Origin of the sequence: Pseudomonas sp. BIC9C (genome assembly GCF_034541995.1) — a bacterium.
Lineage (GTDB): Bacteria > Pseudomonadota > Gammaproteobacteria > Pseudomonadales > Pseudomonadaceae > Aquipseudomonas > Aquipseudomonas fluorescens_CC.
In genome coordinates this window covers 139091-154798 of record NZ_JAWDGM010000008.1, presented here as the reverse complement: position 1 = coordinate 154798, position 15708 = coordinate 139091, and the positions used below count along the sequence as shown (strand labels likewise).

At 59.0% G+C, this 15708-nt stretch carries 12 protein-coding genes and 5 pseudogenes; 2 read left to right on the top strand and 15 right to left on the bottom strand.

Features of this window, described 5'->3' with window-relative positions:
• Window positions 1-380: 380 nt before the first annotated feature.
• From RS887_RS28385 to RS887_RS28355, 7 genes and pseudogenes are all read right to left on the bottom strand, one after another.
• Window positions 381-1040: a hypothetical protein gene (locus tag RS887_RS28385; protein WP_322617986.1), complete on the bottom strand. Its 660-nt coding sequence runs from the start codon at window positions 1038-1040 to the stop codon at window positions 381-383.
• 432 nt (window positions 1041-1472) lie between these two features.
• Entirely contained in the window at window positions 1473-1913 is a 441-nt protein-coding gene (locus tag RS887_RS28380; protein WP_416340016.1) for a MarR family winged helix-turn-helix transcriptional regulator, read from the bottom strand.
• A gap of 127 nt (window positions 1914-2040) precedes the next feature.
• Window positions 2041-2497: pseudogene (locus RS887_RS28375) on the bottom strand (Ohr family peroxiredoxin).
• 78 nt (window positions 2498-2575) lie between these two features.
• Window positions 2576-3018: pseudogene (locus RS887_RS28370) on the bottom strand (OsmC family protein).
• A gap of 627 nt (window positions 3019-3645) precedes the next feature.
• A pseudogene (locus RS887_RS30675) lies at window positions 3646-4279 on the bottom strand (hypothetical protein).
• Between the two features lie 657 nt (window positions 4280-4936).
• Window positions 4937-5754 (bottom strand): annotated as a pseudogene (locus tag RS887_RS28360) (alpha/beta fold hydrolase).
• A gap of 275 nt (window positions 5755-6029) precedes the next feature.
• Window positions 6030-6821, bottom strand: a complete 792-nt coding sequence (locus tag RS887_RS28355; RefSeq protein ID WP_322617984.1) for a cysteine hydrolase — start codon at window positions 6819-6821, stop codon at window positions 6030-6032.
• Window positions 6822-7003: 182 nt separating this feature from the next.
• On the opposite strand from RS887_RS28355, the gene RS887_RS28350 reads away from it, so the two are divergent.
• Window positions 7004-7996, top strand: a complete 993-nt coding sequence (locus RS887_RS28350) for a GlxA family transcriptional regulator (RefSeq protein WP_322617983.1) — start codon at window positions 7004-7006, stop codon at window positions 7994-7996.
• A gap of 28 nt (window positions 7997-8024) precedes the next feature.
• On the opposite strand, the gene RS887_RS28345 is transcribed toward RS887_RS28350, so the two are convergent.
• Together RS887_RS28345 and RS887_RS28340 are read right to left on the bottom strand one after the other, a co-directional pair.
• Window positions 8025-8720 (bottom strand): tRNA (adenine(22)-N(1))-methyltransferase, encoded by a 696-nt coding sequence (locus RS887_RS28345; RefSeq protein WP_322617982.1) that lies wholly within the window; start codon window positions 8718-8720, stop codon window positions 8025-8027.
• Between the two features lie 60 nt (window positions 8721-8780).
• The gene (locus tag RS887_RS28340; protein WP_322617981.1) at window positions 8781-9737 is read right to left on the bottom strand and encodes a threonine dehydratase; all 957 of its coding nucleotides are present in this window, start codon (window positions 9735-9737) and stop codon (window positions 8781-8783) included.
• Window positions 9738-9833: 96 nt separating this feature from the next.
• Here RS887_RS28340 and RS887_RS28335 point away from each other — a divergent pair, with 96 nt between their 5' ends.
• A complete protein-coding gene (locus RS887_RS28335) occupies window positions 9834-10652 on the top strand; it encodes an AraC family transcriptional regulator (RefSeq protein ID WP_322618100.1) in 819 nt (272 codons plus the stop codon).
• On the opposite strand, the gene ctlX is transcribed toward RS887_RS28335, so the two are convergent.
• From ctlX to RS887_RS28305, 6 genes and pseudogenes are all read right to left on the bottom strand, one after another.
• Window positions 10597-11571 (bottom strand): citrulline utilization hydrolase CtlX, encoded by a 975-nt coding sequence (ctlX, locus tag RS887_RS28330; RefSeq protein WP_322617980.1) that lies wholly within the window; start codon window positions 11569-11571, stop codon window positions 10597-10599. The genes RS887_RS28335 and ctlX overlap by 56 nt on opposite strands.
• Window positions 11572-11988: 417 nt before the next feature.
• Window positions 11989-12282, bottom strand: coding sequence for a hypothetical protein (locus RS887_RS28325; RefSeq protein ID WP_322617979.1), 294 nt, complete (start codon window positions 12280-12282; stop codon window positions 11989-11991).
• A gap of 661 nt (window positions 12283-12943) precedes the next feature.
• Entirely contained in the window at window positions 12944-13423 is a 480-nt protein-coding gene (locus tag RS887_RS28320) for an Lrp/AsnC family transcriptional regulator (RefSeq protein WP_007974731.1), read from the bottom strand.
• Between the two features lie 12 nt (window positions 13424-13435).
• Window positions 13436-14197 (bottom strand): annotated as a pseudogene (locus tag RS887_RS28315) (ABC transporter ATP-binding protein).
• 56 nt (window positions 14198-14253) lie between these two features.
• Window positions 14254-14964 (bottom strand): ABC transporter permease, encoded by a 711-nt coding sequence (locus RS887_RS28310; RefSeq protein ID WP_057399569.1) that lies wholly within the window; start codon window positions 14962-14964, stop codon window positions 14254-14256.
• Window positions 14961-15686, bottom strand: a complete 726-nt coding sequence (locus RS887_RS28305; protein WP_322617978.1) for an ABC transporter permease — start codon at window positions 15684-15686, stop codon at window positions 14961-14963. The genes RS887_RS28310 and RS887_RS28305 overlap by 4 nt, the downstream gene beginning before the upstream one ends.
• Between the last annotated feature and the right edge of the window lie 22 nt (window positions 15687-15708).

Sequence of the window (15708 nt, the reverse complement as noted above, 5' to 3'; positions counted from 1 at the left end):
GCAGTGCCGTTTTGTAAACTTTATTTCGCCGCAAGAGTGATGCTGTTGCGGCGCGTTGGTGCCTCTTCCTGGACCGAGATGTCGAGCATCATCAAAAGCCGGGCGCCGCCGAACCAGCGAGGCGACCACCGCGGTTCAGCCCCATGATCGCGGCTCTTACCTGCAAACCCGACATATGCAGTCGGGCAGCGTGACATCGTTAAAGTTTTCGTAGGCGCTTCCGCATCGTCAGTAGGTGCGCCTGACCGCCGCCACTGTTGAACGTGCGGACGTTGTGCGAGGTGCCGCGTCCGAGCGCGCAGAGCGGAATACACGGTGTCGTGATAAGGCGAAACGGCATCTTTACGTACGTAAACCGGTTTGGTTTTACGCGCTCGGGCTCAGAAACATGGAAGTGCCGGTACGAAATCGCGGGCACCGATGCCGTGCATCCCGCAATCGGGACTTTGGCAATGATGATTCTTCGCGCTGTCTTCAATCGAGGAACGGTTGACTTCCGAATTGATCTGCCCGGTCGTGAGACCGATCGGGGTATGGCAGCCGGTGCAAAAATTATCGACCTTGCCCTCGGTGGCCGAACTCGCACGCTGGCGCGCCTGATAGGAGGGGTCCGGGTCCGGTGGCTCCGGGGATATCATCGACGTTACTGCTTTCAGTAGATTCCCGTATGGCAAGCGCCATGCACTCGGCATTGTCGGAAGTCCCTTCAAGACCAAGACCAGGTTGCCGGGGTATTGGCCTGGTGCGGCGCGAATCGCATTGCGCCAGGCTTCACAGGCTGAGCCGGAGGTGCCGGCCCGTGCCGCTACTTCCGTTACTCGATTGTCGCCGCCCCTGAGGGCGCCGTTTGCTGCCACCAAAGCGTTAATGGTGTCAGCAGGCAAACCAGAAAACACAAAAGATGGCGAACGAAAGGTCTGATCAACAGGAGAAACGCTATGAACAATGTCGCCAGGGAAATATTCAAGTCGACAATGGCCAGCTTGAGGCCTGCCGGGACATTGAATAAGGTCATGTAAGAACTGGTGCGCATCGTCCATAGAATGATCAATGCCGATAACCCGTGCAGCGCTACCTGCGCACACGTATGTCTGGAGTGGCTCATTAGCATTTCCCCTGGACGGGCGCAGAGGATGACTGCAGCACTTCTATTGAGTAGCCAGGGGTACTTCGTGATGCAAACCGATGGTTACATGCGATCAATCAATGGAGTGGTTTGACAGGCCCACTGGCTTCCGAATTTTGCACTTTCTCGCATATGAATGGGACAAGTCACTCCAGTAACACCCTTTGCCACCTTTGCCAATATATAAGATGAATTGATGCCTGAAATACTGGTTTGATATTGAAATGGTTGCTAGTTCTAAAGAGGCGAATACGGCTGAGCAATACCGCCACCCATTAGTAAGTGCTCCACCTGGAAATCGGGGGACCTCACTCTACTTACCCGACATGACAATTTCTCTCGCCCGTCAGATCGGATGAGACGCCCCTGCACCGCCAATTGCCTTCTGCATTTGCACGAAGTCGTCGGGATCAAGACCTGTTTGCGGGAAGCCGTCTTCGGAGAGGTCTTCACGCAGTTTTCGTCCCTCTTTTGTGAGATTGATCCGCACCTGGCGTTCATCTTCCGGGTCGCGCTGGCGCAGCAGATAACCCATCGCTTCCAGCTTCTTCAGAATCGGTGTGAGGGTGTTGGATTCGAGAAACAGCTTTTCGCCGAGGCTGCCAACGGTCTGGTTATCTTCCTCCCACAGCGCAACCAGGGTGATGTATTGCGTATAGGTCAGGCCGAGCCGTTCAAGCATCGGCTTGTAGGCCTTGCCGAACGCCAGGTTGGTGGAATAGACCGCAAAACACAGGAAGTCGGAGAGTTTGAGATCCAGGGCGGATAGCTTGCCGGTGTTTTTCATGGGTGCTCTCTTGGCTCAAGCTGGCGAGACCGAGACTATACATCGTACGCGATGATATCGGAAATGCGCATGAACACCGAAGGCCGGCTCACCGGGAAAATCCCCGGTGGGCCGGCCTACGAGTGGGTCATGCCGTCAAGACATTGATGGCGACATCAATGTTGCCGCGTGTGGCCTTGGAGTACGGGCAGATTGCATCGGCGTTGTGGGCCAATTCAGTCGCCACCCCATGATCCAGCCCCGGTACGCGCAACGTCAGTCGCCCCTTGGGAGTAAAGCATGCCGCGCCATTCCTGGTTCGGGATCGACTTCAATGTCGACGGCCGTGTCGGCCGGCAATGTCACCTTCAACTGCTGGGCGGCCAGCCCCACTGCTGCGATGTAGCAGGCCGACCAGGCTCCGGCGAACAGCTGCTCGGCTTTCGGGTGCGGCTGGACGGCGGTGAGCACGTGTGCCGGTGTTTCGCTGCCAGGGGACGACAGCACGATGTCGAGGTTGCCGTTATGTCCGCGCGACGTGTTTCCTGCGCGTTGTTGGTTAAGTGGGTTTTGCCGCTGGCCAATACTTTTTCGATCTTGCTCATGATGATTCCCTCAGGATTACAGTCAGTTATATTCGTATGCGCTTGTATCGTGTGCGATGTTTTTAATGCATCCAGACATCACGCCGTAATAACGTTCAGGGCAACATCGATATTGCCGCGTGTGGCTTTGGAGTAAGGGCAGATGGAGTCGGCCAAGTGATGTGGGCCAGTTCGGTCGCGACATCCTGCGCCAGCCCCGGCACGCAGGCCGGTCGGGCCTGAAGGAAATACGCCGGACCCGTCTGGCCCAGGTCCACTTCAATGTCGACGGCCATGTCCGACGGCAACACGATATTGCGTTCCTGGGCCACCAGCCCCACTGCCGCGGTGTAGCAGGCCGACCAGGCCCCGGCAAACAGTTGCTCGGCTTTCGGGTGTGGCTGGACAGCGGTAAAGACGTGGGCCGGCTGGGCGGAACCGGGCGACGATAGCTCGATATCGAGGTTGCCATTGTGACCACCGACACTGCTGTGAGTGGTGTGGGTTTTGCCGGTAGCCAGTACTTTTTCGATTTTGCTCATGGGGATTTCCTCAGGGTTTAATGTTTCGCACGATTATATCGTGTGCGATGCATGTGGCATTAAAAAGACAAGGTCCATCAATTGGCGTGTGCACTGATCCAGTTGTTGCCGTTGTGGCCATGGGAAGCTTGAGCGGTAGAGCTGATGATTTTGCGGCTGCTTCCGGTGTTCATGGCTGAATCTCCAAACGGCAAGGGTTGTTGTTGTTTGTGATCGCGCTCGACTTGATCGTATGCGATTGATTAATCTTTAACCAAAGCCCCAACGATGTCAAAGCCTATTTTATGGCTTGGCGATGAGCGGTAGGCTCGAGGCCGACCTTGCTACCCTCCCCCTCGCCGAATGGTTGATTGGCTTCTACTGTCAGGCCTGCGGGGAGCATGAAGCCGAAACTGGCTTCCGGGCGTTCGCACAGTAGCCCATTTGGGGCCGCTTCGCTGCCCAGCGGGATCAGCCCCTCGCCACAGGTTCAGTGTCTCGGCTTAATTGATCAGCATTAGCCAATCGAGCCGGTTTTCTTTGACTTCCCAATTCCTGCACGCACAAAAAACCCCCTCGCCAGGAGGGGGTCTGATGTTTGAAAGGTGCAAAGGGTTTCACCCGTCTTTGCCTGGACTCTTTGTCAGCTCACCGCGCAGGAATTCCCGCGAATACCAATAATAGGCTCTCTGAGAGAGATCGCGGCCTCGTTGCGTTTATGCAAAGCCCCACTGAGTCAACGCCACCATCATCGCAAAGCCGAGCACATCAACACCGATAGGCCATCAGTAGCCTGGCAGAGCGAATATTTCCAGGCCAGCGGTCGACCGACAATTTAAAGCATCGTGCGGATACAGCCAGGATACGCCTGATAACAGTGCACCGGAGAACAGGCAACATCTTCGCACATTGATCTGCAGGCAGATCACAACGACCCGGCCTTGAGCATTGCCGGCAATACATATGTGCAACAATACGCTGCCGAACGTCAGCCAAATAACACAATAATGACTTTGGCTTGAAGTTTCGGATTGGCAAAATAGGTCATTCCTTTATCAAGATAATCAATGCCAATGATCGCAGCGCCGGTCACCCACAAGAATATAAGTGCATTGGAAACAGACTTCTGAAGACTGGCCATATGATCATTATCGTGCCCCGACGACACTCGACCTTTCAACAAGTCCTTGACCATTGCGGCATCGCTGGCAAACACCAGACCAATGGCTACGCAGCAAGCCAACAGGTGAACGTAAACAACTCCTAAACGCAAAAACTCCATGGATTCTTTCTGCCCTAACAGGCCGATAATTGTATGTATATCCACGATTACATCTCCACTTATTGCGGCAGTGCGAGTGACCATGCCCCAGGCACGCGAATTAATTAATCACGCCTGCACAATCAAGTTCACATTGATTAAAGCAACTAGAATAGTTTGGGTATTACAAGAGAGAGCGACTCGCCCAGCGAGTCAGTGATGACGGCATACTATCACCCAGGTCCTCAGGTAAAAAAATCCCCAAGTGCATTCCATTCAATGCAGATGAGGTATACGTCCATTATTTTTCTAGGGAGAGCAACGCGAAACTCAGCGACCGCTCGGCGTACATAGGAGCGTTGCATTTCCCGATCGTTCATTTTTCGAGCAAAACGCTCGACAAACGGTACTGAATCCAGCGCCCGGGGGGACCTGTTTTCTTCGCTGAAACCCGCGTAACTATGCAGCTGAATCGTTTCATAAATTATTGCTGAAAAAAATAGCCATCGAGTCACATTTACATCGCCTGACCCGACCGATGGTACACATTGCCGCCCAGTCACCGGCAAGTTTGAGTTGCACGCAGTGACGCCCATGCACTCGGGGAAGAAGAGTGACGCGGCCGGTCCATGAATCCCGCCATGGCCCTGCGAGCAGCAGAGCCATGGCTCAATCCGGTCAGCCGCGAATGAACTTCAACAGATCCTGATTGACCACATCGACATGCGTTGAGCACATCCCGTGCGGGTATTTCTCGTACACCTTCAGGGTTCCGTTTTTCAGCAGCTTGCTCGACAGCAGCGCGGAGTCGGCAATGGGAACGATCTGGTCGTCGTCACCGTGCATGACCAAAGTGGGTACGGTGATCGCCCGCAGGTCATCCGTGAAGTCGGTTTCAGAGAAGGCCTTGATGCACTCATAGTGAGCATTTGCCGCGCCGGCCATGCCTTGGCGCCACCAGTTCTGATCATGCCTGGCGAAACAGCGGCAGCCGAACGCTGAAGCCGCCAGGAACGGGCCACTGGCAACATCCAGGTAGAACTGAGACCGGTTGGCTGCCAGTTGCCTGCGCATGTCGTCGAACACCTCGATCGGAAGTCCGCCCGGGTTTGCCGGACTCTTGACCATGACCGGCGGCACCGCACCAATCAGAATCAGTTTGGCCACGCGCTTATACCGCCGCCATGCCTGGCGATGGCGAAGCGCAAAAAGCTGCCTCCCCGCCACCGGTCGAGTGGGCTGACATGCACAGCGTTACGCAGGTTCAGCTGTTGAAAACAGCGCAAGCATTTCGCTCCAGCCGCGTAGTGGTCCAGTGTCGTGGCCATCGCCCGTCTGAGAAGAGCGCCATGGCCGCGTCGATCATGGGCGATGACGCGAAAGCCCTGGCCAATGAAGAACAGCGCCTGGCTATCCCAATCATCGCTGCTGAGCGGCCACCCATGGTGGAACACGATTGGCTGGGCGTTTTTCGGGCCCCAGTCCTTGTAGAAGATTTCAACGCCATCCCGGTCGTCACTTTGCTCATGGTCATGCCTCTGCTGCTGGTGCTTCCGGAGAGTTGACGGACGTGAGTGTTGCGGCAAGCAACCCGAGGACAGCGCTCTGCGAGGGCCGTGACACTCAGACCCAGCAACAGAAAAATCTCTGCCATCCGGCCATCGGTTCTGCGTTTTCGCACGCCCATGGCTGACTCAGTTACGTGCCAGTCGGTTGATTCGGGAGCCGCAAGGGCTCCCTTGTCCGCTGATGAAATGGGTCATGCCCATGGTCAGCGCGCTTCCAGTTTTTTCACCACTTCGTCGGTGGTCATCACACCGTTGGCGATGTAGCGGAAGTTGACCAGTGCGCTACCGTATCCATCGCCGTCAGGCAGCTTCGGGCCGGCGACGGCGTCACGTACGACAACCACCTCGAAACCGCGCTCCAGAAACTCGCGAAGGTGCGATTCGACGCACAGGTTGGAGGCCATGCCGGCCAGGACGATTTTGTCGATCCGCTGCTTGCGCAACTGCAGCATCAGGTCATTGCTTTGCGGGCCGTACAACTTGTGCGGTGAGGCGACGAGGGTCTTGCCGTCTTCGATGAAAGGTTTGAATTCCTTCATGAAGTCGGCACCCGAATTGCGGAATCCATCCAGCGTCAGGGCGCCCTTGCGGTCGAACATACCCAGCTTGTGCTGAACGGTTTCCGCTGGCGCTTCAAACTCCCACTGATGATCCTGGGGATAGTAGTAGTGCGGCGAGATGGCGACGGTCGCTCCGGCCTGTTTGAACGCCGTGAAAAGCCGGGTCAGATTCGGCACCAGGTTCTGCTCGGTAACGCTCTGGCCGAAGACTGACCAGCCCGCACCCTCCGGGCTCATGAAGTCGATCTGCGGGTCGATCACGACCAGCGCGGTTCGACTGGAATCCCATTGAAAGGTGGAGGCCGGGAGCGCGGGTTTGGCCGGATCGGCATAGGGGTTCTCGGCGGCGAAACCGATGCCGGGCGCCATCAGGATAGCCCCCAGCAAGGTGGCGCAGGAGATGAGTTTGCCGGGATGAATTCGATTGAAGGTCATTTTGCACGTCCGCAAGGTGGAGGTGGTGCATTTACGGTACGGCGAGAAGGCGCTATGAAATGGACATATATCCCTGGATTTCGGCCGACCTGCTCCCTCACCTTGCATGAGGCGGATCGGCCCGTGACCTTCCAGAGAGCAAGCGCGTACTATGCCCCCATCAGACTGTGGATGTTCCGTGCATGCAGCGTCACATATGTTTCCTGGTCTACTCGGGCTTCGTGCTGCTCGATCTGAGCGGCCCGCTCGAAGCCTTCTCCAATGCCAGTCGTGCACGCCCTTCGGGCTATCGATTCACGGTCGCCTCGCTTGATGGCGGATTGATCAGCGCGTCGTGCGGACTGCAAGTCGCGACGCAAGCCCTGCAGGTTGTCGACCAGCTCGACACGCTCATCATTGTCGGCGCCCCCACCGCCCCGATCGATGACAGGATGCCGCCGATGGCAGCGGCGATACGGCAGATGTCCCCGCGCGCGCGCCGCACTGCCAGCGTCTGCACTGGCGCCTTCCTGTTGGCCGAGAGCGGCCTGCTCGACGGTCGTGTCGCGACCACCCACTGGAACTACGCGCCGCAATTGCAGGCACGCTATCCGGCGCTGCGCGTCGACGGAGATCGAATCTGGACCGAAGACGGCAATGTCTGGACGTCCGCAGGCATGTCCGCCGGCATCGACATGGCCCTGGCGATGATCGAGCAGGACCTGGGCAAGGAAGTGTCACGCTCTGTCGCGCGCATGCTGGTGGTCTACTATCGGCGACCGGGTGGTCAGTACCAGTTCTCTTCGCTGCAGGATTTCGACCCGGGCTCGGACCGGATCCGCACCGTGCTGAGCTACGTGCGCGATCATCTGCGTGATGACCTGTCGGTTGATCGCCTGGCAGAGGTTGCCCATATGAGCGTGCGCCAGTTTGGCCGAGTGTTCGCGGCATCGGTCGGGGTGACGCCGGCGAAAGCGATCGAGCGCCTGCGTATCGAGTCGGCACGGCCACTGGTCGAAGACGGGCACCAGACGTTCGAGGAGATCGCCAGGTGCTTCGGATTCGGCGATGCCGATCACATGTTGCGCAGCTTCGTGCGAGTCGTCGGGCGCACGCCACAGGAACTGCGTCGCAGCACCCGCCAGGCCAAAGGCAATGCCGGGGGCGGGAACAAGGGGGATCCATCGCCCGCGTAAGCGCAGACGCGCACCTCCCGGAACGGGCTCAAGCCAGCAACCGGGTGATCCACCGGGCCTGGCGCGCGATGTCCTGCACCTTGTCCTCGGGCACGGCCTGCCGCGCCCGGGCAAAGTGGGCCAGGGTCTTCTGCTTCTGGCGCAGCTTGCGCTGCCACTTGACCAGGAACGCCGGGCTGCGGGCCTGCATCTGCAACGGGCCGAAGTACAGCTCCTCGGCGGTGTACATCACTGGCCCGGCGCGCTCGGCGACGATGATTTCGTAGTCGAAACGATTTTCCCTCAGCACTTCTTCGCAGAGGATGCGATAGCCGTTTTCCATCAGCCATTGACGCAGTGGCTGCTCGCCGCCGTTGGGTTGCAGGATCAGGCGCTCCTGACCGCTCAGGTACATCTTGCCGCTGTCGAGGATGTCGCGGATCGTTTCGCCGCCCATGCCGCAGATGCTGATCGCCGTAATCCCGTCTCCCGGCTCGATAGCCGCCAGGCCGTTGGCCAGGCGCACGGTGATTTGCAGGTCCAGGTCGTTCTCGCGCACGGTGCGTTCGGCCGAGCGGAACGGCGTCAACGCCACCTCGCCGGCCACCGCCGCGGTGATAGCGCCACGGCGCATCAACGCCACCGGCAGGTAGCCGTGATCCGAGCCGATATCGGCCAGGCGCGCACCGGCTGGCACATGTGCCGCCACGCGTTCCAGGCGCATGGACAATGTCTGTTCGTTCAACTGCGGCCCCTTTTCACCACCAACGTCCGGCGCCTCTGGCCGGATCGGGGCGTGATTCTGTCACGCAATCACTCGCGCATACACCGATCTGTCGACGTTTCCTCCGGATAGAATCACCCCCACCCTTCTCCCCGCCATGTCTTCACGCTCTGCAATAAGTGCTGCCAATGCCGCCGCACCGGCCCCTTCGGCAAGGTTGTGGGTATCGGTGTAGTACACGCGCATGGCCTCGGCAATCTGCGCATCACTGACCGCGACAATCCGCGCCGCACCTGCCGCGTACACGGCAAAAGCTTCTGGCACTGGTTTGCGTACGGCCAGACCGTCGGCAAAAGTGGTTGCCGAGGCGGTTTCGCATAGCACTCCGCTATCAAACGATAACTGTGCGGCCGCCGCCTCTGTGGACACCACGCCCACCACCCGGGTTTTCAGACCCAGCGCATCGCGGGCGGCGATCACCCCACAGATCCCCGATCCACAACCAATCGGTACATACAGGGTATCCAGGTCCGGCGCAGCGTTGAACAGTTCCAGCGCATACGTGGCGACGCCTTTGACCAGTTCAGGGTGAAACGGCGGAACCAGGAACAGGTCATGCGCCTGCGCAAGGCGTGCAGCCTCTTCACGGGCTTCATCGAAATCGCGGCCATACTCGACCACTTCAGCGCCAAAGCCGCGCATGGCGTTGTTCTTTTCTACCGAGTTACCTTCCGGCACCACGATCAACGCCTGCAAGCCCAGTGCGCCCGCCGCCAGCGCCAGGCTCTGGCCATGGTTGCCGCGGGTAGCGCTGACAATCCCCTTCGCTTCTGGGTGCTCGCGCTTGAGCCAGTGCATGAAAGTGATACCGCCGCGCACTTTGAAAGCACCGGTAGGCGTGTGATTTTCGTGCTTGACCCACACCGTGCAACCCAACCGCTGGGCCAGCAAGGGCCAAGGGTACTGGGCGGTGGCAGGCATGACCTGGTAGACGTTGCGAGCAGCCTGTTCGATATCGTTGCGAGTCAGTTTTTGCATGAGTTATCCCCCTGAGATTTTGCCCAGTATGAACACGAGCGCCGTCTTGCAACTTTCAGAAAACTGACCTGACTTTTGCCCCTCACCTTCACTACTATGGTGTCCATGAGTCATCGAAACCGCCTGCCGCCACCGCTCCTGTCCGAACCGATCCGCCGCATCGAGGCCGGGCCCTGGGCGATCGAATTGCTACCCGGGCGCGCCTACGCCACCCGGTATGTAGCGACCCAGGCGGGAATCGGCTTTGCCTTCGACAGCCAGCGAGGCCTGCACGCGATCGGCAGCGACCGGGTACACCCCTTCGATGCCATGCCCAACGGCCTGGCGTTCATCCCCGTCGGGTGTGACGTGTTGTCCGAATCAGCCAAGGGCGGTGAATATCTGCGGGTGATACGCACCGACGGTATTGCGTTGATGGGGGATCGAGCCTTCAACAATCGCATCGATCAGCAAGCCACTGTCCTCGCGCGGCGGATGCGTGCCGCGCTGTTGCAGGCATCCGTGGACGACGATTGGGAAGCCTGGGCACTCGCCCTGTCTGAGCGGGCGACGGGTAGCGAAGCCATGTCCACAGCGCCCCATGGCTCGATAACCGGACACCGGATGCGCTTGCTTGACGAGTTCATTGATGCGGGCCTCGATGGCCCGATGAGCGTACCGGCAATGGCGGGCCTGCTTGGATTGTCCGAAGGCTATTTCATGCGGGCATTCAAAAACGCCACAGGCAAAAGCCCGCACGCTTACCTGATCGACCGACGCCTCGCCAAGGCCCGAGCCCTGATGCTCGATTCAACGGCCACGCTGACGGAAATCGCCTACGCCTGCGGTTTCAGTTCCCAGGCGCACATGGCGACCACGTTCAGGCAACGCCTTGGCGTGAGTCCGGCGCAACTGCGTCATCGCAGCGGCTCCTAGCCGGGGAACGTTTGGGCAGGAACACCTCGGCCAGCATGCAGCGCGCACTGCCGCCGCCGATGCGCTCGATGGTATCGATGTTCACCGGCAACGGCGTGGTGTGAGTTTCGATCAAGCGGCGCTGATCGGCATCCAGCGATTGCCAGGCGGTGCGCGACATCACCAGCAGCGGCTCGCCCGCTGCGTTGTGCACTTGCAGCATGTTGCCGGCAAAAGACTCCAGCTGTGTCCAGTTCAGGGCGACGACCTGCTTGCCGCTGGATTCGAGCCGTTCACGCAGCGCCGCACGTTCGCCGGGTTGAGGCACGGACGCCAGGCACGCCACTGCCAGGCGGGTGCCGACACTCATCATCACATTGGTGTGATAAATCGCCACGCCCTGGCGGTCCACGGCGTTGAATGCACACAGCTCATAGCCCAAATGGGTGGCCAACTGATCCAGGGCCTGGGCGTGGGTGCGCGTGGAATACCCGGCGTAGCAAATCCGCTGTTGCCGATCCAGCACCATGCTGCCGGTGCCCTCGAGGAAAATCTCCTGCTCTTCGAGGCTGGTCAGGTCCAGCACCTGCTCGACCCGGTATGCGTCCAGCAACCCGTCGAGTACACCTTTGTCCCGTTCCAGCCGCCGGTTGTGGCCCTGCATCGGGTACAGCACCAAGGTGCCGTCCGGGTGGGTGCTCCACCAGTTGTTGGGGAAGATCGAGTCCGGGGTATGTGGCGCTTCGCGATCGCTATGTACCAGGACCTCGACGCCGTGGCGACGCAACGCGGCGACATAGCCATCGAACTCGGCAAGGGCCTTGAGTTGTACGTCTTCGGCTATTGCGGCCGGACGCTGGAAACGGTTGTTCGCCGCCGTATCCTGATTGAAGGAGAAACGTGTTGGGCGGATCATTAATACCGTATTGGTGGTTTGCATGGGCACAGACTCAATGAGGGTCGAGAGAGGCTCATTGTCTGTTTCGAAGCGGGAAAAACCCGGTTGATAACGGCTTTTGCGCTGATGAAAACGGCTGAAGATTCTGACCCTTTCAGCCGATTCGGTGAGGCCGCGGAGGCGGCTTGGCAGCCCTTTCAGGGGTACATATCCATTGCTGTGGTAACGGCCACTTAGGGTTCCGCCCTGACGGCGGGTTACTTGGAAAAGCCCCAAGTAACCAAGGGCTCTTGCCCCTGACGTTCGGTGCCTCGCCTAGGCTCGGCATTCCCTCCTTCCGGTCCTGCTCCGTGGGCCCGCCGCCATCGGCCATCCATGGCCGGTGGCGGCTAACCCGGCATCCATGCCGGGTTGCCCACTGCACAGAACCTCCACTCGGCCTCTCGAGGGGCAAGAAGATCAAAAGCCAAAGCCAAAGCCAAAGCCAAAGCCAAAGCCAAAGCCAAAGCCAAAGCCAAAGCCAAAGCCAAAGCCAAAGCCAAAGCCAAAGCCAAAGCCAAAGCCAAAGCCAAAGCCAAAGCCAAAGCCAAAGCCAAAGCCAAAGCCAAAGCCAAAGCCAAAGCCAAAGCCAAAGCCAAAGCCAAAGCGAGGCGGCCTGCTGGCCGGCCTGATCGCAATTAAACGCGTTCCCCTGTAGGGGCGAGCTTGCTCCGGGCGGCGTTCCGACGAAAAACGCCTGGACAACGCGGGCATTCAGGCCACACGCGTCATCGTTGACGTCCATCGCGAGCAAGCTCGCTCCTACAGTAGAGAGAAGAGCAGAGCAAAGACAGGGCTGTGTACCCCCCACGCTCTTCACCATTCAACAGGCCGAGCGTTAGCTCGCCTGCCGCTCTTGATCTTGACCCACCCGCCCCCTCGGGAGGCTGAGTGGAGGTGTTCATCCGGGAATGGGCGCGCAGCGCCGTTCGACGCAGTCGAACTCATTGCATGTAGGTCGAAGCGAAGCCGACCGGAGGGCAATGCCCCCGGATGGACACCGGAGCGAAGGAACCCCGAGCCCTGGCGAGGGGCCGTACGTTCGGGGCGAGCGCTTTTTTTGCTTACTTTTTTTGAGGCGTTTGTCAAAAAAAGTGAGTCGCCGTAAGGGCGAAACCCTAAGCCGCCGTTACCGAAAAAACGGATATGTACACCGACAACAAAAGACAGGCTGGTTATCAGGCCGCCTTCGCGAGCAAGCCTGCTTGCGATGGCGGGGTGTTGGGCGACGTGTCTTTTACCGGTGTACATATCCGCTTCTGCGGTCGCGGTCACTAACGGTTCCGCCTTTACGGCGGGTCACTTTGGACAGCGTCAAAGTAACAAAAACGCTTTGCCCCTTACGTTCGCTGCCGCAGGCTGCGATCTTTTGATCTTATTCCATCGTGGTCTTGACCATCGCCAGCTCCGGGTGGCTGACCAGTTTGTCGATGTGCAAATCCGGATCGTCAAACCAGACTTCGGTCAACACCCGGTAATGCTCCATGTCACGGCAGCGCATGCGCAGGCTGTAGTCGAATGCGCCACTGATCAGGCGACATTCCAGCACCTGCGGGCAGGCGCGGACCTTGGCCTCGAAGGCCTTTTGTGCTGCGCGCCCGCTCTGGTTCGACAACGCCACCAGCACCAGCAACGATAAACCCGGCGTCAGTTTCTTCTCGTCGAGTATCGCGCCATAGCCGCGAATGACTCCGAGCTGTTCCAGCTTGCGTACCCGTTCCAGACAAGGCCTGGGGGTCAGGTGCACGCGCTCGGAGAGCTTTTGATAAGTGATGCGCCCTTCGTGGCGCAACACTTCAATGATTGCCTGGTCGATACGATCAAGCACGATCGACAGATCGCGGATATCCGCCATGTACGCTTTGCCTCACTTCAAACGACCCGATAGAAATTGCTGCAAACGTTCGCTGTTTGGCCGGTCGAGTATCGTAGCATCACCCTGCTCCTCGACCCGGCCCTGATGCAAGAACAACACCTGGCTGGAAACCTGCCGGGCAAAGCCCATTTCGTGGGTCACCATCAACATGGTCCGGCCTTCTTCGGCCAGTGCCTGAATCACCTTCAGGACTTCACCCACCAGTTCCGGATCAAGCGCCGAGGTAGGCTCGTCGAACAACAGGATTTCGGGTTCCACCGCCAGGGCACGGGCAATCGCCACCCGTTGTTGCTGCCCGCCCGACAGAAACGCCGGGTACTGATCGGCTACCCGCTGCGGCAGGCCGACCTTGTCCAGATACGCCCGTGCGCTTTCTTCAGCGGCCTTGCGGCTCATGCCCAGGACTCGACACGGTGCCAGCACGATGTTCTCCAGCACGGTCAGGTGACTCCACAGGTTGAAATGCTAGAACACCATCGCCAGTCGCGTGCGCAAACGCTGCAACTGTTTCGGGTTGGCCACGCGCATGCCACCAACGCCCTGACGGGTGAGGATTCGCTCGCCATCCAGGGCAATGGCACCCTCGTCCGCCCGTTCCAGAAAATTGATGCAGCGCAGCATGGTGCTTTTACCCGAACCGCTGGCGCCGATCATGCTCACCACGTCCCCTGCCCGTGCGTTCAACGAGACGCCCTTGAGCACTTCGTTGTCACCAAAACGTTTATACAGATTTTCAACCGTAAGTTTGTACATGCGAATACTCCTGGAACGGCACGCTTTTCGCCGCCGCTCTGGATTAACAATGGAAGTCAGTGGGTCGGGCCGAGAAAGCTCAGCCAGCGCTTCTCCGCGAGCCTGAATGCACCGACCAGCCCGAACGACAGCGCGAGGTACAGCAGACCGGCGATGCCGAATGCCTGGAACGTCATGAAGGTCGCCGCATTGGCATCCCGGGCGATTTTCAGGATGTCCGGAATCGTTGCGGTAAATGCCACCGAAGTCGCGTGCAACATCAGGATCACTTCGTTGCTGTAGTACGGCAGCGCGCGGCGTAGCGCCGAAGGCAGGATCAGTTGCAGATACAGGCGCCAGCCACTCAGGCCATAGGCATGGGCCGCTTCGATTTCGCCATAGGGAATACTGCGGATCGCCCCGGCGAAAATCTCCACGGTGTAAGCGCAGGTGTTGAGGGTGAACGCCAGCAAGGTGCAATTCATTGCGTCGCGGAAAAACGCTTCGAGCAATGGCTGCGAACGGACCACGGCGATGCCGTAGATCCCGCTGTAGCAAATCAGCAACTGGATATATAACGGCGTGCCGCGAAACACGTAGGTAAACAGCTGGACCGGCCAACGCAAAACGCCCCAGCGCGACACGCGCAGGATCGCCAGGGGCAGCGACAGCACGAAGCCCATGGCAATACTCGCCACCAGCAACCACAGGGTCATCGCCAGTCCGGTGAAGCTTTCGCCATCGCTGAACAGGAAGGGCCTCCAGTATTCGGCAATCAACTCGATCATCGCGCCATCCCCCGCACACCCTGGTTGTAGCGCCGTTCCAGCACGCGCAATACGTAGTTCGAAGCGCTAGTGATCAGCAGGTAAAGCGCTGCGGCCAGCAGCAGGAAATCGAGCATGTTGAACGTACTTTTACCCGCCTCCTGCGCGACCTTGACCAGATCCGACAAACCAATGATCGATACCAGCGCCGTGGCCTTGAGCAGCACCAGCCAGTTGTTGCCAAGGCTCGGCAAGGCGAAACGCATCATTTGCGGGAACACCACGAAACGAAAGCGCTGCCAACGGTTCAGGCCAAAGCACGCCGCGGCTTCCTGTTGCCCGCGTGGCACACTCAGAATCGCCCCGCGAAAGGTCTCGGTGAAATACGCACCGTAGATGAAGCCAAGGGTGACGATGCCAGCCACGAACGGGTCGATTTCCATGTACGTCCAGCCCATGGCCTCGGTCAGGGCGCTGAGCCAGCCTTGCAGGCTGTAGAAAATCAGCAGCATCAACACCAGGTCAGGCACGCCACGGATCAGTGTCGTGTAAAAGGTCGCCGGCAGATTGAACAGCTTCAGTGGCGACAGCTTTGCCGCCGCGCCTAGCAGCCCCAGCGCCATGCTCACCACAAGCGCCAGCGCCGACAATTTGAGAGTGACCCAGGTGCCGTGCAGCAACAAAGGGCCATAGCCTTGCAGGGCCGAAAGGTCGAGCCCCAGGATATTCAGGAAGGAATTCACGCCAGTCACCTGTCTTGATGCG